Raw genomic sequence first — 16,611 nt, 5'->3', positions numbered from 1 at the left:
GCGCTGCCATGACGGCACAACGGCGCAGGGCGGCGCGGATCCTGCTGCTGGACGGGCAGGACCGCATCCTTCTCTTCCTGGGCTCCGACCCGGCGACGCCGGGGGAGGCTTGGTGGTTCACGCCCGGCGGCGGCTTGGAGCCCGGGGAGGACGTGCGGGGGGCCGCCGCGCGGGAACTCGCGGAGGAGACCGGCCTGCGGGGTGTGGACCTGGGGCCCTTGGTGGCGTACGGCACGGTGTCGTTTTCCTTTCAGGGACGGCGTTACGAGCAGGATCAGTGGTTCCATCTGGCCCGGACCACGGAGACGGGTCTCGACCACTCGGGGATGGGCGAGGAGGAACACGCCCAACTGCTCGCGGCGCGCTGGTGGACGGTCGAGGAGCTGAGGGGGACCGCCGAGACGGTCTACCCGGTCGGATTGGCGGACTTCTTGGAGCGACTGCTGGCCGAGGGCCCGCCGGTCGCCCCGGTACGGCTCTGAGCGTGGGTGCGGTGGTCCACAATGGGTGGACGTGACAAGTTGAGGGGACGCCTGGATGAGTGCCGAAGATCTCGAGAAGTACGAGACCGAGATGGAGCTCAAGCTCTACCGGGAGTACCGGGACGTCGTCGGCCTGTTCAAGTACGTGATCGAGACCGAGCGACGGTTCTACCTCACCAATGACTACGAGTTGCAGGTGCACTCGGTGCAGGGCGAGGTCTTCTTCGAGGTGTCGATGGCGGATGCGTGGGTCTGGGACATGTACCGGCCGGCCCGGTTCGTCCGTAAGGTCCGGGTGCTGACCTTCAAGGACGTGAACATCGAGGAACTCGCGAAGAGCGATCTGGAGCTGCCCTCGGACGAGTCCGGCTTCGGGAACTGACGTTGGACCGCTCGGACCCGCGTTGTCCAGCGGAATTTCGCGCGATCGGGGCGTCTCACTCCTGCGGGTGACAAAAGTTATCCACAGGCCCGAGTTATCCACAGGGAAACGGAAATTCCCGGCCTCGCCGTGCGCGACGGTGCAACCTCCACGGCGGAGGTGGTCACCGTGCAGAACACGATCACGCAGGACCAGGCCGTACCGGGTGCGGCCGTACTGGACCAGGCCTCAGCGGCCACAGCGGCCGGAGCCGTGCGGGACGGCACGAAGGACGGCACCGGGCCGGGCCCGGGTCGCAGTACCGGCGGTCGCAGTACCAACAACGGGCTCGGCCGCTACGGCGAGCGGGTCGCCGCCCGCCGTCTCACGGAGGCCGGGCTCCGCATCCTGGACCGGAACTGGCGCTGTGTCGAGGGTGAGCTGGACATCGTCGCCCTCGACGGCGACACCGTGGCGGTCTGCGAGGTGAAGACCCGCTCCGAGCGGGGCTTCCAACAACCCAGCGAGGCCATCGGCCAGGCCAAGGCCGCCCGGTTGCAACGCCTGGCGGAGCGCTGGATGGCCGAGCGCTGGCCCGGCCACTTCGCACGGCTGGCCGGTCCCGGGTACGACCCCGGGCCCACGGACCCGCACTGGCCGCCCGCTCCGCCCGGGGGCGTGCGGATCGACCTGGTGGCCGTGGTCAACCGGGCCCGGGGTGCGGCCCTGGTCGACCACCTGCGGGGGGTGGTCTGAGATGGCCTTCGCCCGTACCTGTTCCGTCGCGCTGGTCGGCGTCGACGGAGTGATCGTCGAGGTCCAGGCCGATCTGGAGCCCGGGGTGGCCGCGTTCGCCCTGGTCGGCCTGCCCGACAAGGCGCTGTCCGAGGCCCGCGACCGGGTGCGCGCGGCCGTGGTCAACAGCGGTGAGGCCTGGCCGCAGCGCAAGCTGACCGTCGGGCTCAGCCCGGCCTCGGTGCCCAAGAGCGGCAGTGGCTTCGACCTCGCGGTGGCCTGCGCCGTCCTGGCCGCGGCCGAACGGCTCGACCCCTCCTCCATCGCCGAGCTGCTGATCATCGGCGAACTGGGGCTGGACGGCCGGGTGCGGCCGGTCCGCGGGGTGCTGCCGTCGGTGCTGGCCGCGGCCGACGCGGGATACCAGCGGGTCGTGGTCGCGGAGCAGACCGCGCCCGAGGCCTCGCTCGTCCCGGGCGTGACCGTGATCGGCGTCCGTAGCCTGCGGCAGCTGGTCGCCGTCCTGACCGGCGCGCCCGCGCCGGAGGAGCCGCCCGACCCGATCGGCGGCCGGCCGGATCCGCTGATGGCCGGCCTGATGCTGCCCAGCGCCGGCGTCCGAGGGCTGGTCGACGACAAGGCGGCGCGCCTCGATCTGGCTGATGTGGCCGGACAGTACGAGGCCCGGCGCGCCCTGGAGATCGCCGCTGCCGGCGGTCACCACCTGTACCTCAAGGGCCCACCGGGCGCGGGCAAGACGATGCTGGCGGAGCGGCTGCCCTCGCTGCTCCCGCCACTGACCCAGAAGGAGGCTCTGGAGGTCACCGCCGTGCACTCGGTGGCCGGGCTGCTCCCGGTCGGGCGCCCGCTCATCGACACGGCGCCGTACTGCGCCCCGCACCACTCCACGACTTCTGCGCATGGTTCAGGACTGTCTCAGGGTGGGCGGCTGGCGAGAGGGGCTGTGTCGAACTGGGGTGCTATTCCTTATGGGATGAACTGTCTCAGGGGGACTGAATGGAACTGCACTACATCAAGCCGGGTCTGCTCGACCGATGGCACCCCGGTGTCGGCCCCAGTGCAGTCGAGGTCCGCGCCATGCTCGACGAAGGCGTGGTCAAGGACGGTACGCCGTTGTTCCTCGATGCCCAGATGGTTCCGATCGAGTACCTGTCGGGCTGGTTCCGGCAGCTGTCGATGAGAAACCGCGACGCCAAGACCATGCGGCAGTACGCCTACCTGGTTCGCAGTCTCGTCCACTTTCTCGAAGATCGCGGGACCGACGTCCGACGGGCAACCGAGGCCGACCTGACTGCGTTCCGGCGCTCGCGCAGTGAGCTGCAGGAGGTACCGGTCGAGGACAGGACCTGGGATCGGGACGCCGGTGTGATCGACCGGTTGTACGGGTGGCTGCGCGACAACGGCCACATCGAGCGTCGGCCCATTCGTCTGGACGGCAACGGCCGCAACCCGCTGGCCTCGGGGATCACCCGAGGGATGGACATCCGGCACTTCGGCCCTGACCAGTACCTGTACTTCCGGGACGTGGGGCTGGGCGGCCAGCTGCCGGACGCGAGCATGGACCCGCTGTTCCGGGGGTGGTACCCGCACCGCAGCAAGGCGGGTCTCGAATCGGCCTTGCTGACCGGTATGCGCAAGCAGGAGTGGTCCACCACCATGCTGCCCGAGCTCGGGTTCTTCGACGGTTACCGTCCGGTGGGGTCCGTCGAATTCGATCTGCAGGCGTGCGCGAAGTACGGGATGCACCGGGTGGTCTACGTCCCGGTCGCGGCTGGGGCGATGGTGGAGATCTTCTTCATGCTGGAGCGCGAGGAGATCGCGGACGCGTCGGCCCGGTCCCTGGCCCGCAGGGCCCGGGACCTGTTCGTGGTCACCGATTTCGACCGTTCGACCAGCAAGCTGACCGGCACCTACCAGGGGCGGCGGCGCGTGTTCACGATGTCGGCGATGGGGCCGGAGATGCGCCGTGTCGCGGTCTTCGAGCGTGACGGCGGCGGCTTGGAGGCGATGGCGATCTTCATCGGGCACGGCGGGCTGATGATCGGCCCCTCGTCCTGGGACGCGATCCGCAAGGACGCGTGGACCCGCATGATCGCGCACGCCGGCCACCCGTCCGCGCCGCAGCTGCCGCGCAAGATGTGGCGCTTCCACGACGCTCGCCACACTTTCGCCCTCCAACTGCTGCGGCACTTGAAGTTCCGCCAGTTCGAGCAACGGCGCGCTCTCGGGGAGGGTGCTGCGGTCTCACCGATCGACATCCTCGACCTCGCCGCGATCACCCTGGTCCAGGCACGGCTCGGGCATAAGCAACTTTCCAGTACCTATCACTACGTGCGCTACATGGATGATCCGATGAAGTACGTAGACGACGCCTTCCGGCAGTGGACCCAGCACGACGGGGCCACCTACGCCGATATCGCCGCCAGGGCCATGGCCCTGGGGCCGGAGGTCTCCGATGCCTCTGCGCGGTGACTACACCCCTGCTGTGGCCGTTCCGGCCCCGGCTCCGCGACTGGACCGCATCGGGCCCAGGGCCATCACGGCCCGGGTCCAGGGCGCGACCCGGATGGCCGTGAAGAGGTTCAACCCTGGTGACTTCCAGTGCTCCAAGATGGTGGCCGAGCTGACCGACGAGCTGGTGCTTCAGGCCGAACTGCACCGCTGGACCATCGGCAACGTGAACAACTACACCAGGGCCGTGTCGCTGTTCGCGGAGTTCGTGGCCGAGAACACCGTGCGACCGCAGGACGCGTCGCTGGGTGCGGCGGAGCCGGACCTCGCCGCTCTCCTGCGCGACTTCGGCAGGCGCTTGCCGTCTCAGTACGCGGTCGGGTCCCAGCAGCCGGCCCACACCATGTACTTGCTGTACCGGTTGATTCGTGGCCGCAGCGGGCGCGAAGGCGCCTCGGTTCAGCCGACCCTGCTGGTGCAGGTCAGCTCCGGCCACACCGTCCCGTTGGGGAAGTCGTCCGAACTGGACGAGTTCAAGCGGGCGGAGACGCGGGTGCTGGCGCGGGCGGCGTGGGGACATCTGCACGCCCTGGAGAAGCGTTTGGCGCACGCGCAGGCCCTGATCGACCAGGCTCGGGGACATCCCGACGTGCACGGCTGGCTCGACCTGGGCAATGTCCTGTGGGCCCTGGACCGCGGTGAGATCACTCTGCCGCAGTTCCGGGACCAGTTCCCCAGCGCCCACTACCGCTGGTCCGAGGAACAGCGTGCCCTGTACGCCGAGGTGCTCGCGGTGACCGGATTTCCGCACCACGCCCGCAGCCCTGCCCGGCTGACCATGGCCAAGGCCCTGGCCACGCTGCTGTACCCCTCCACGTTCGACTTGCAGGCATTCCGGGTGCTGCTGGCCTGCGCCACCGGTCATGCCCCCGAGGAGATCAGCATGCTGTGCCTTTCCGGGATCGAGTTCACGCCCCACGGGGTGCGGCTGCGGCTGTCCAAGCCGCGTGGCAAGGCAGTGCGGTTCCGCGAGTTCTCGGCGGCTGCGGACGAGATCCATCCAGAGGGGCGCTCTCTCAACGTGGCCTACATCATCCGGAGGCTGATCGCGGCCACGCAGAAGGCGCGGGTGGTGGCCGCGGGGGACGACAGTGACCGGCTGTTCCTGCGCGCCGCGGTGTTCACCGATTTCGGCATCCGCGTGGTCAGCTACGACTCCGACTCCGCGAAGGTGAACTTCGCGGACTGGACCGTGCGGCACGGGCTGGACATCTCCCAGCCTCGCGACATCCGACGCATCCGTAAGAGCACCAAGGTGCAGAAGGTCATCGCGCGCCGGGGCTCGGTCGCCGAAGCCGCCGACGACCACAGCGTGAGCACGTTCCTGGGCCACTACGCCCACGGGACGACCCTGCGGACCATGTCGGGGCAGGTGATCAGCCGCGCGCAGAGCAAATGGCTGGACCGCGCCCTGAAAGGGCCCGTCGTGCTCGACGCGCAGTCCCTGGACGCGCTCGCCACCCCGCAGAGCCGGGAGGCGTTGGACCTGACCGAGGAACAGGCCGTCCAGTTGCGCGACGGCTACCTGGACATGGGTCTGACCGGGTGCCGCGACCCACGCCGGTCCCCGTACGCGAAGAAGGAGGGCGACCTGTGCCCGGTCGCCCCGCTCAGTTGCCTGGAGTGCGGAAACGCCTTCATCCTGCCCTCCAACCTCCCTCAGCTGCTGCTGTTCAGCGACTTCCTGGACGGAGTGCGCAACCGGCTCACCCCGGAGCACTTCGCCCTGAACTGGGGCCAGCGCCACACCAACCTGGCTGCGGTCCTGGCCGAGCGCACGCCCGCCGAGGTCGAGGCAGCCCGCCGGCAGATCGCCGAGGACGGCACGACCCTGCAGATCCCGCTGGCCGCCTTTACGGAGTTCGACCGATGAGCACACCCCTTCCGCAGTTTCCGGCGCCCCTGGCCAGCTCGGCCTTCGCCGCCGACGAGCCGGTCCTGCAGTCCCATCCGCTGATCGCCGGAGTGCCGGTGCCCGTGTTCGGTGACGTTGCGCGCTGGACGATGGTCGCCACCCCCAGGCCCAAGAACGTCGGGGCGTACGCCTGGGGCATCACGATGCCCGACGTGGACGGGGTCTGGAATCTGAGGGGGCGGGAGGTGGCGATGGCCATGCTCAACCCGCAGCATCCCGCGCTGCAGGAACGCGGCATCGGCCTGGCCCGCAGGCCCTACGACCCCCGGGGCGTCGACACCAGTACCGGCACGATGCGGGGGCTGGCGACGTGGGCGCACGAGCAGGGGATATCCAGCGACCTCGCCGACTGGGAGCCCGGCAACCTGCGCGCCTTCCTCTCGTTCCGCAAGGCGACGGTCGGCGCGAGCAGTCTGGTGCACGACGTCTACCGGATCCGACGGCTGGTTATCCTCCACGGCCTGTTGACCGGAGGGGGGCTTGCCCGCGACCCGTGGCCCGGGCAGACCGCGGCCGAGGTCGCCGCGTTTACCCCAGGCGGCATCAAGACGAAGAACGTCCACCCGACGGTCTGGTTCACGCTGGTCCGTGCCGCCTGGAGCTACATCCACGACTTCGCGCCCGACATCCTGGCCGCCCGTGAGAACTACCGGCGCCTGACCGAGGCGGCCAGCAGCGACAGCCGCAGCATGGCAGGGCGAGTGCGGCGCTACCTGGCCGACCCGGACAACCGCATACCCCTGCACGTGACCGCCGGCCCCCGGCACAGCGGCCGGGCCAACAGGTCCCAGCTCGCCCTGGTCCTCGGTACGACGGCACCCTCCGCACTCATCCCGTACCAGAAGGAGATCGACCGGGCCGTGGCCGAGGGGCGGGGCCTGGTCGGCGGGCTCCAGGACACCTTGTGCGAGGTCACCCGGGCCGACGGCAGCCGAGGACCGTGGGTGGAGGGCTTCGACGCCACGTCCCTGGGCCTGGAGGTGAGGGCGCTACGGTCTGCGTGCTTCATCTTCATCGCCGCGCTCAGCATGATGCGGGACTCGGAGATCAGGGCCATCACGCGCAATTCGCTGGTCGAGTACTACGGGACGCCGGCGGTCGTCTCCCGTCTGCACAAGCTCAACCCGGACGTCACCAAGGAGCGCTGGTGGATCATCGAACCGGTGGCCGAGGCGATTCGCGTGGCCGAGCTGCTGTCCCTGCACCCTGAGCTGATCTTCACCACCCGGGTGGGCCGCGGGGTGCTGTCCACAGAGGAAGGCGACTCCTTCCGCAGCGGCGCGGGGATCTACGACTTCAGGACGCACGTCAACAAGGGCACGGCCCTCAGCGGGCTGCACATCCCGGCCGGTGCCGTCGCCCCGCACAAGCTCCGCAAGACCATGTCGATGCTCACCCGCACCGAACCGGGCTGGGAGATCGCGCTGGGCACCCAACTGCACCACGCGGCCAAGCGGACGCTCTCCAACCGCGTCACCTTGGGATACGCCGCCCCGGACGCCGACTGGGCCAAGCTCTTGGACACGACCCTGGAGGACATCCACTTCGAGCGCCTGAGTGCCTTCTACGACGAGTACAAGCAGGGGCGGCCCATCGGCTTCGGCCCCGGTGCAGAGCGAGTCACAGCGGCCTTCCGCGCCGTCGAGGAGGCCGCCGAGCAGATGCGGTCCACCGGCCGGGCCCGCCAGGGCGACATCCGCGTCGAGCACGACCTCCTGCGCAAGACCCGGATCCCGCTCCGCTTCGGCAAGCTCAACCACTGCACCGTCGACGACCGCGACCCGGTCGGCGCGGTCTGCCGGGAGAACGCCGAGATCCCCATCGGCCACACGGGGCCGCTGCACGACATGTGCCGGCCCGGCCGGTGCGGCAACGCGGTCGTCACCGTCCACCACATCGGCATCTGGTCGACGGAAAAGGGCAGTGTGGAACGGCAGATGGCCTCACCCAAGATCCACCCCGACCGGAGGGCGTCCCTGCAACTGCAGCTGGATGACATCAACGAGGTCATCGCGAAGGCGGACCGGTGACCGCCCCGGTGACGGCGGCCACCGAGAAGGCCCTGCGCGAGGCCATGGCCCGCCTGGTCGAGGGACGCCCCCGGGTGACCGACGGGAAGATGACCAAGGAGAACCTCTACCGCGAGGCCGGGGTGAGCCGCGCGACCATGAACCGGGCGACCGCGGTCATGGACGAGTGGAACGCCTACACCGCCCAGCAGGGCCGCCGCACCGTCGGCGAGGCCCGGCGCGACACCGAGATCGGCCAACTGCAGGACGACCTGCGCAAGAAGACCCAGAAGATCACCGAGCTGCAGCGCCGACTGGACGCCGCAGCCACCGTCATCGGGGCCCTGCACCACGAGAACAAGGCCCTGCGCGACCACATCGCGTCCCGGGCCGGGACGGTCACGCCGATCGACCGCAACCGCGGATAAGGTCGAGGTGGATGCGGTGCCAGCGGTGGGTAGGGAGGAGCTGCCGCACTCCCCTCGATAAGCGCATGCCTCCTCCAGGCGGCCGGCCTTCAGCTGTTTCTCCGCGAGCATCGCGTTGTAGCGCACCCGTGTGCGCCGGAAGCCCGGCTCGCGGAGCCGGTCGGATTCCTCGAACGAGTCGATGGCCCCGGTCAGGTCGCCCAGCTCGTAGCGGACCTGGCCGAGGTGGTAGTGCATGGAGGAAGGGTCGTAGGCTCTATATGGGTCGACGCAGCGCCGCCACTCCCTCCGGGAGAACGGCACCCTGAGCGAGGTCAGAGTCAATGCAGTGACGTGATCTACGTCACTCGCTCGTGGTGCGCCGGATGTCTCACCTGCATGCTCACTAGGCTCCGGCCGCGTCCACCTCAGAGTGATCATCTGCCTGGTCTCGATGTCTCGTGAGACATAGGGGCTGTGGAGAACAGCGGGATGCCGGCGATCGTCGGCGGCGGCAGCGGCCTGCCGAGACCGGGGGCGGTCTCGTTGGCCCACCGGGGCGTGCTGTTCCTGGACGAGGCGCCGGAGTTTCCGGTCCGGGTGCTCGACTCGCTGCGCCAGCCGCTGGAGTCGGGCGAGGTGGTGATCGCCCGCTCGGCCGGCTCACTCCGACTCCCGGCCAGGTTCCTGCTCTGCCTGGCCGCCAACCCCTGCCCGTGCGGCCGCCATTCACGGCGGGGTGAGGGGTGCGAGTGCACCCCTGCGATGGTCAGCCGCTACCAGGGGCGGCTCTCCGGGCCGCTGCTGGACCGGGTCGACCTCCAGGTCCAGGTCGCCCCGGTGACGAGGATCGAACTCATGGAGCGGGACATCACGGCGGAGAACACCGAGACCGTCGCGGCCCGGGTACTGGCCGCGCGGGAACGGGCAGCGGCCCGGCTGGCGACCACCCCGTGGCGGACCAACGCGGAAGTCCCGGGCCACGAGCTGCGGACCCGCTGGCAGCTCGCCCCCGGCGCACTGAACGATGTCGCCCGCCAGTTGGAGCGCGGGCTGCTGACCGCCCGGGGCCTGGACCGGGTGCTCCGGGTCGCCTGGACGGTTGCCGACCTCGCCGGTCGTGACCGGCCGGACCAGCGGGACGTCCGCACCGCACTGGTCCTGCGCACCGGCGTCGAGCAGGGGCTGCCGCTGGCCGAGCGGGTCTACGGCCGACTCGGTGGCATCCCGGCCCAGCGCGTCGGCCCGGTCGACGAGCCGCCCGAAGGGCAGAGCCGGTCGGGCCGGTGCGAGAAGCCCGATCGTCCCGATCGTCCCGATCGTCCCGACCCGGAGAGCCCTGACCCGGAGAGTCCTGGTCCGGAGAGTCCTGGTCCGCCGGACCGCCCCGATGCCCTTGGCCGATCCACCCGGTCCGGCTCCGCCAAGCGGTTCGGGAAGCGCGACCAGCATCCGGCGGACGAGGGCGGTGAGGTATGAACCCGATGATGACGTACCTTCGGCCGCCCGGCCGGGCAGAGTCCGAGTCCGGTCCCGATCCGGAGCGCCTCGCCCGCGCGGTGCTCAGCCGGCTGAGCGAGCCCGGGGACGCGGTGGTCGGCCGGTGGCTCGGTCAGCTCTCCGCAGTCGACGCCGTCCGGGCGATCCGTGACGGGACGGTGCCCGCACACCCCGGGCTGGACGGGCCCCGGCTGGCCGGCTACCAGGCGAGACTCCCCGGTCTGGACCCGGCCGAGGACCTTGAACGGGTACGAGCCGTCGGTGGACGCTTCATCATTCCGGGGGACACGGAATGGCCCAGCCAACTGGACGATCTGGGCGACGGGCGCCCGATCGGGCTCTGGACGACCGGCACGGGTTCGCTGCGGCTGCTCGCGCTCCGCTCGGTGGCGATGGTCGGCTCCCGAGCCTGCACGGCCTACGGCGCCCACGTCGCGGGGGAGCTGTCGGCCCAACTGGCCGAGCGAGGTTGGGTCGTGGTGTCCGGAGCCGCCTACGGGATCGACGCGGCCGCCCACCGAGGGGCGCTCTCCGTCGGCGGGATGACGATCGCGGTGCTCGCCTGTGGGGTCGACGTGGCCTACCCGAAAGGGAACGCCGAACTGATCCGGCGGATCGGCGCCCAGGGGCTGCTGGTCAGTGAACTCCCGCCCGGGGAACACCCGAACCGCTTCCGCTTCGTGCTCCGCAACCGGGTCATCGCGGCGCTCACCCGGGGCACGGTGGTGGTCGAGGCGGCGATGCGCAGCGGCGCGCTGAGCACGGCCAGACGGGCGCGGGACCTCAACCGCCACACCATGGGCGTCGCCGGCCCGGTGACCTCGGAACTCTCGGCCGGGGTGCACGCCCTGATCCGCAGCGGCGGCGCCACGCTGGTCACCGACTCCGCCGAGATCGCCGAACTGATCGGGGCGATCGGGGACGACCTGGCGCCGCAGCGCAGCGGCCCGGTCCTGCCCCGGGATCTGCTGGAGCCGGCGGTGGCCCGGGTGCTGGAGGCCGTCCCGGCGACGGCGGAGGGCGCGCCGATCGAGCGGTTGGCCCGGCAGTCCGGACTCCCGCCGGACGAAGTGCTGCAGCGGCTCTACGAGTTGGGCTCGCTCGGTTACGTCGAGCGGCACGGCGCGCACTGGCGCCTGGTGCGGAGGAGGTGACGGTCGGGACGAAGCGCACATCCGTGTCGTGGGGAGGGGTCGTGGGGAGGGAGTGTCGGAATCGCCCGGTTGACCTGCTGATCCGGTTCGTCCGTCCGCGTGCCCGGATCCGGTGACGTGAACGCCACCGGATCGGGGGACGACCGAGTGGCGGTAGCGCATTGCAGCGAGTCGGTCACGCTACGCTCCACATGCCTTCCCTATCAGCACATGACTCGGCAGAACGGCGCAGACCAACGCATGCCCACACACATTCCCGGACACAGAGTGACCGGTGGCGCCCGGTCCTCGGGAGGGCCGCGGACCGAGCGGCGCCCCGTGACTGAGTTCCCGCCCAAGGCGACGGGGACAATGGGGGGCCTGTCGCGCCAGGGCGGCCGGCCGACGGCGGTGCCGGGCCAGCCCGCCGACGCGGTCGGCGCCGCCACCGGCGACGGCGCAGCCCGCCCGATCGCTGCCGGTGCCCTGCCGCCGGACGGCACCCCCCCGCCCGGCCCGGAGCAGGGACCGGGGCCGGGCGGTCCAGGCCCCGGAGCCCAGGGGCGCACCGCGCTCGAAGAGCTCTGGCGCTCCTACAAGGAGACCGGTGACCAGCGGCTGCGCGAGCAGCTGATCCTGCACTACTCGCCGCTCGTCAAATACGTGGCGGGGCGGGTCGGGGTCGGCCTGCCCTCCAACGTCGAGCAGGCCGACTTCGTCTCCTCGGGGGTCTTCGGGCTGATCGATGCGATCGAGAAGTTCGACATCGACCGCGCCATCAAGTTCGAGACCTACGCGATCAGCCGGATCCGCGGCGCGATCATCGACGAACTGCGTGCCCTGGACTGGATCCCGCGCTCGGTGCGGCAGAAGGCGAAGGCCGTCGAGCGGACGTACGCGACGCTGGAGGCCCGGCTGCGCCGTACGCCGCACGAGCCCGAGGTCGCGGCCGAGATGGGCATCGCGATCGAGGATCTGCACGCGATCTTCAGCCAGCTGTCCCTGGCCAACGTGGTGGCCCTGGACGAACTGCTGCACCCGGTGGGGGAGGGCGGCGACCGGCTGAGCCTGATGGACACCCTGGTGGACCACGGTGCCGACAACCCGGTCGAGGTGGCCGAGGACCGCGAGCTGCGCAGGCTGCTGGCCCAGGCGGTCAACACCCTCCCCGAGCGGGAGAAGACCGTGGTGACGCTCTATTACTACGAGGGCCTCACCCTCGCCGAGATCGGCCAGGTGCTGGGGGTGACGGAGAGCCGGGTGAGCCAGATCCACACCAAGTCCGTCCTCCAGCTGCGCGCCAAGCTGTCGGACATCCGGTAGCGCGGGCCGGGACCGTCCCGGCCCGGCCGACCTCCGGGTCGCGACCCCGGCCACGTTGCCGGTCCGCGCCTGCCCGGCCGCATCCTCGGGCCGCGCCTGCCCGGCCGTAACCCTGGGCCGTTACTCCGGGCCGGATCCCCGGGTTGCGCGCCCGCTCGCACGCCTCGCCGCGCGCCTGCGCGCTCTCGCTCCCCGCTCAAATGCGCGGCGCCGTACCGGCCGCAGGTAGGGCTCCGTACAGTGGGAGCGTGCCGAAGATCCGAGCGGCCACGGTGGCCGAGCATCGCCAGCTGCAGCGTGCAGCCCTCCTTGACGCTGCCCGCACCCTGCTCACGGAGGGCGGCATGGAGGCGCTGACCTTCCCCGCGCTCGCTGCGCGCACCTCCCTGGCGCGCTCCTCGGTCTACGAGTACTTCCGCTCCCGGGCCGCCGTGGTCGAGGCGCTCTGCGAGGTGGACTTCCCGCTCTGGGCGGCCGAGATCGAGGCCGGGATGGAGAGCTGCGACAGCGCGGCCGACCGGATCGAGGCGTATGTCCGTGGCCAGCTGGCGTTGGCCACAGACCCGCGCCACCGGGCGGTGGTGGCGATCTCCGCGCTCGAACTCGACGAGGCCGCGCGCGAGCGCATCCGGGCGGCGCACGGCAAGCTGGTCGGCCTGGTCGTCCGGGCCCTGGAGGATCTCGGTCACGCGCAGCCCCGGCTCGCTGCGGCGTTGCTCCAAGGGGTCGTGGAGGCGGCCGTGCGCCGGGCCGAGCAAGTGGCCGCGGGGGAGCGTGCCGGGTGTGCGGCCGAGCGCCCCGAACTGATCGCGGACGCCGCCGTGGCCATGGCCCTGCACGGCCTCGACCGGGCCTGAGCCGCCGTCCGGCCCGGTTCGTTTGGTTCGTTCGGTTCATCTGAATTCATCAGGTGCGCCCGGCGCCGCCCAGCGGCAGCAGCCGCGCCGCTCCCGCGCCGAACAGGGCCAGCGGGTCGAGGTAGCGCCCGCCGCGCAGCAGCCCCCAGTGCAGGCAGTCCCGTGCTGGGCAGTGCCGTCCGTCGGGGGCGAGCCGCCCGATCACCTGTCCGGCGGGTACCTCGGTGCCGACCGGGGCGGTGCCTGCGACGGGCAGGTAGGTGGTCCGCAAGGGGGGTGACCCCGAGCCGGGGTGGGTGACGGTCACCACCGGGCGCCCCGCCACCAGCCCGGAGAACGTGACCACCCCGGCGGCAGCCGCCCGCACCTCCGCCCCGGGCGCGGCGGCGAGGTCCACTCCCCGGTGTCCGGCGGCCCACGGCGTGGCCGGTGGCTCGAACCGCCCGAGCACCCCGCCGGGCCCGCCCACCGGCCAGGCCCGCGCACCGCCCGAACCGGTCCGGCCGGTCTCGCCGCCCCCGCCAGTACCTCCGCCGCCCCCGCTGAGAGTGGCGCCCCGCACCGCACCGCCCGAGACCAGCAGCACCAGTGCCGCCAGTACGGCGACCAGCCCCCGCAGCACACCAAACGAGCCCAGCCTCAACCGACCCAGCCCCAATCGGTCAAGCTTCAACCGGTCCGGCCCCGAGCAGGCCGGACCGACGGCGGGCGGAGCCGGGCATTCGGCGCGAGCGGTCATGCCCCGAGGCTTGCTGCGCGGCCGCCCCGGCGCCACCCACTTCCGGACTCCTGTGGACAAACCGCCCTCGTGGCCTGATCCCGTCCCTCCAGCGGGTGTACGGATGCCGCCATCTGGTGTACAAGCACCGCAGCAGCAGCACTCCCAAGGCCCGGCCGCCCCGCCCCCGCCCCGCCTCGGCCCCGCCTCCGCCCAGCTCCCGCCAGCGCGGACCCGCCCGTCCAGGGCCTCCGTCAGTCGCGGAGTCGCCCGCCCCGCGGCGCTTCCCGTACACTTCACACGCGACCCGGTCCGCCGGGTCGACTTCGCACGCCCCGCCACCGGTGGACGGACGCGGCCCGGCCGCTGCCCCCGCCAGGTGCGAGTGCCGCTCGGTCCGCCGAGCCCGCCTGGTCCCCGGACCGTGCGGGTTCAAGCGGCTCGGCACGTTCGGGGCGTCAGGCGTGGCTGTCACCTGGCTGCCACGGACAAACCGAGCCTGACCCGGCCGGACGCACCGCGCGAGCGGGGAGCGCCACCGCGCGAACCCGCCGTCCGTTGCGCGACCGCCGGGCCGTAACACCTGAGGAGCACGGCTATGGCCGTCGTCACGATGCGGGAGCTGCTGGAGAGCGGCGTCCACTTCGGTCACCAGACCCGCCGTTGGAACCCGAAGATGAAGCGCTTCATCATCACGGAGCGCAACGGCATCTACATCATCGACCTCCTGCAGTCGCTGAACTACATCGACCGCGCCTTCGAGTTCATCAAGGAGACGGTTGCCCACGGCGGCAGCGTCCTCTTCGTCGGCACGAAGAAGCAGGCCCAGGAGGCCATCGCCGAGCAGGCCACCCGCGTGGGCATGCCCTACGTGAACCAGCGCTGGCTCGGCGGCATGCTGACCAACTTCTCGACCGTCTACAAGCGCCTGCAGCGCCTGAAGGAGCTCGGCGAGCTGGACTTCTCGGACGTGGCCGGTTCCGGCCTCACCAAGAAGGAGCTCCTGGTCCTCCAGCGCGAGCACGACAAGCTGGAGAAGACCCTCGGCGGTATCCGCGACATGCAGCGCGTTCCCAGCGCCGTGTGGATCGTGGACACCAAGAAGGAGCACATCGCGGTCGGCGAGGCCCGGAAGCTCAACATCCCGGTCGTCGCCATCCTCGACACCAACTGTGACCCCGACGAGGTCGACTACAAGATCCCGGGCAACGACGACGCGATCCGCTCCGTCACCCTGCTGACCCGCGTGATCGCCGACGCCGTGGCCGAGGGTCTGAAGTCCCGCGCCGGTGTCGCCAAGGGCGACGTCAAGGCCGAGCCGGGCGCCGACCAGCCGCTGGCCGACTGGGAGAAGGACCTCATCGAGGGCGAGAAGAAGGCCGAGGAGGCCCCCGCCGCCGCCGAGGCTCCGGCCGCTGAGGCCCCCGCCGTCGAGGCTGAGGCCGTCGAGGCCCCCGCCGCTGAGGCTGAGGCCACCGAGGCTGAGGCCACCGAGGCGCCGGCCGAGCAGGCCTGACGTACCAAGGGTGAGGGGCACCCGCCGGTACGACACCGGTAGGTGCCCCTCTCTCCCGCGCCGGGACCGAATCATCGGTCCCGGCGTCTCCCCACGCAGACACGCGAGACGCGAGAAGAGATTCACACCATGGCGAACTTCACCGCCGCGGACGTCAAGAAGCTCCGTGAGCTCACCGGCGCCGGCATGATGGACTGCAAGAAGGCCCTGGACGAGGCCGAGGGCAACGTCGAGAAGGCCGTCGAGCTCCTGCGCATCAAGGGCCAGAAGGGCGTTGCCAAGCGCGAGGGCCGTGACGCCTCCAACGGCGCCGTCGCCGCGCTGATCGCCGAGGACAAGAAGTCCGGCGTTCTGGTCGAGCTGAACTGCGAGACCGACTTCGTCGCCAAGGGTGACAACTTCGTCAAGGTCGCCGACGCGATCGCGGCTCACGTGGCCAAGACCGCCCCGGCCGACCTGGATGCCGCCCTGGCGTCCGAGATCGAGGCCGGCAAGACCGTCCAGCAGTTCGTCGACGAGGCCAACGCGACCCTGGGCGAGAAGATCGTCTTCCGTCGCTTCGCCCAGTTCGACGGTGACGGCTTCGTCGCGGTCTACCTGCACAAGACCAGCCCCGACCTGCCGCCGGCCGTCGGCGTCCTGGTCGAGCTGGACAAGGAGAACGCCGAGGTCGCGAAGGACGTCGCGCAGCACATCGCCGCGTTCGCGCCGAAGTTCCTGTCCCGCGAGGAGATCCCGGCCGAGGACCTCGAGAACGAGCGCCGCGTCGCCGAGGCCACCGCGCGTGAGGAGGGCAAGCCCGAGGCTGCCCTGCCGAAGATCGTCGAGGGTCGCGTCACCGGCTTCGTCAAGGAGAACTCCGTCCTGGAGCAGGCCTTCGCGAAGGACAACAAGAAGACCGTCGCCAAGGTCCTCGAGGAGAACGGCGTCGCCCTCAAGCGCTTCGCCCGCTTCCGCGTCGGCGCCTGAGCCACGTTCCACCTGGTCCCCGGCACCCTTACGCTGGGAACCGCCCCCGCCCGTTGACCAGGGCGGGCGGAACGCCGAACGGGCTCACCCAGTGCCAACCGTCCACGGGCGGGCCGCGTCGGCACCATGAACGACGAGGAGGCCATTGCCGTGC

General features: G+C 71.0%; 13 protein-coding genes and 2 pseudogenes. 14 read left to right on the top strand and 1 reads right to left on the bottom strand.

Annotation, left to right across the window (positions count from 1 at the left end; translation table 11 throughout):
- The first annotated feature begins 8 nt into the window (after positions 1 to 8).
- The 12 genes and pseudogenes from ACFWPT_RS16000 to ACFWPT_RS15945 all read left to right on the top strand — a co-directional run bounded on the left by ACFWPT_RS16000 (position 9) and on the right by ACFWPT_RS15945 (position 13,254).
- The gene (locus ACFWPT_RS16000; RefSeq protein WP_380482275.1) at positions 9 to 482 is read left to right on the top strand and encodes an NUDIX hydrolase; all 474 of its coding nucleotides are present in this window, start codon (positions 9 to 11) and stop codon (positions 480 to 482) included.
- 55 nt (positions 483 to 537) lie between these two features.
- The gene (locus tag ACFWPT_RS15995) at positions 538 to 864 is read left to right on the top strand and encodes a DUF2469 domain-containing protein (RefSeq protein WP_030056781.1); all 327 of its coding nucleotides are present in this window, start codon (positions 538 to 540) and stop codon (positions 862 to 864) included.
- 252 nt (positions 865 to 1,116) lie between these two features.
- Entirely contained in the window at positions 1,117 to 1,599 is a 483-nt protein-coding gene (locus tag ACFWPT_RS15990; RefSeq protein WP_363375975.1) for a YraN family protein, read from the top strand.
- Position 1,600: 1 nt separating this feature from the next.
- Positions 1,601 to 2,533, top strand: a pseudogene (locus ACFWPT_RS15985) (magnesium chelatase domain-containing protein); the annotation flags it as partial.
- Positions 2,534 to 2,595: 62 nt separating this feature from the next.
- Complete coding sequence (locus tag ACFWPT_RS15980; RefSeq protein WP_380482273.1) at positions 2,596 to 4,071, top strand: site-specific integrase; 1,476 nt, start codon at positions 2,596 to 2,598, stop codon at positions 4,069 to 4,071.
- Positions 4,055 to 5,983, top strand: coding sequence for a hypothetical protein (locus tag ACFWPT_RS15975; RefSeq protein ID WP_380482271.1), 1,929 nt, complete (start codon positions 4,055 to 4,057; stop codon positions 5,981 to 5,983). Before ACFWPT_RS15980 ends, ACFWPT_RS15975 begins: the two co-directional genes overlap by 17 nt.
- Positions 5,980 to 8,055, top strand: coding sequence for an integrase (locus ACFWPT_RS15970; protein ID WP_380482269.1), 2,076 nt, complete (start codon positions 5,980 to 5,982; stop codon positions 8,053 to 8,055). The genes ACFWPT_RS15975 and ACFWPT_RS15970 overlap by 4 nt, the downstream gene beginning before the upstream one ends.
- Positions 8,052 to 8,462, top strand: coding sequence for a hypothetical protein (locus tag ACFWPT_RS15965; protein WP_380482267.1), 411 nt, complete (start codon positions 8,052 to 8,054; stop codon positions 8,460 to 8,462). The genes ACFWPT_RS15970 and ACFWPT_RS15965 overlap by 4 nt, the downstream gene beginning before the upstream one ends.
- Positions 8,463 to 8,933: 471 nt before the next feature.
- Positions 8,934 to 9,632: pseudogene (locus ACFWPT_RS15960) on the top strand (ATP-binding protein); the annotation flags it as partial.
- 296 nt (positions 9,633 to 9,928) lie between these two features.
- A complete protein-coding gene (gene dprA / locus ACFWPT_RS15955) occupies positions 9,929 to 11,095 on the top strand; it encodes a DNA-processing protein DprA (RefSeq protein ID WP_380482265.1) in 1,167 nt (388 codons plus the stop codon).
- A 351-nt stretch (positions 11,096 to 11,446) separates the two neighbouring features.
- Positions 11,447 to 12,397, top strand: coding sequence for an RNA polymerase sigma factor WhiG (gene whiG / locus ACFWPT_RS15950; RefSeq protein WP_244293358.1), 951 nt, complete (start codon positions 11,447 to 11,449; stop codon positions 12,395 to 12,397).
- A 272-nt stretch (positions 12,398 to 12,669) separates the two neighbouring features.
- The gene (locus tag ACFWPT_RS15945; protein WP_380482310.1) at positions 12,670 to 13,254 is read left to right on the top strand and encodes a TetR/AcrR family transcriptional regulator; all 585 of its coding nucleotides are present in this window, start codon (positions 12,670 to 12,672) and stop codon (positions 13,252 to 13,254) included.
- 49 nt (positions 13,255 to 13,303) lie between these two features.
- Here ACFWPT_RS15945 and ACFWPT_RS15940 read toward each other — a convergent pair whose 3' ends face one another.
- A complete protein-coding gene (locus tag ACFWPT_RS15940; RefSeq protein ID WP_380482262.1) occupies positions 13,304 to 13,876 on the bottom strand; it encodes a M23 family metallopeptidase in 573 nt (190 codons plus the stop codon).
- A gap of 694 nt (positions 13,877 to 14,570) precedes the next feature.
- On the opposite strand from ACFWPT_RS15940, the gene rpsB reads away from it, so the two are divergent.
- Positions 14,571 to 15,488, top strand: a complete 918-nt coding sequence (gene rpsB, locus ACFWPT_RS15935; protein WP_380482260.1) for a 30S ribosomal protein S2 — start codon at positions 14,571 to 14,573, stop codon at positions 15,486 to 15,488.
- A gap of 129 nt (positions 15,489 to 15,617) precedes the next feature.
- A complete protein-coding gene (gene tsf / locus ACFWPT_RS15930; protein ID WP_063347667.1) occupies positions 15,618 to 16,457 on the top strand; it encodes a translation elongation factor Ts in 840 nt (279 codons plus the stop codon).
- Positions 16,458 to 16,611 lie beyond the last annotated feature (154 nt).

Source organism: Kitasatospora sp. NPDC058478, from assembly GCF_042720345.1.
In the GTDB taxonomy this organism is placed as follows: Bacteria; Actinomycetota; Actinomycetes; order Streptomycetales; family Streptomycetaceae; genus Kitasatospora.
The sequence above is the reverse complement of the archived record's forward strand: the minus strand, read 5'-3'. Positions and strand labels throughout refer to the sequence as shown.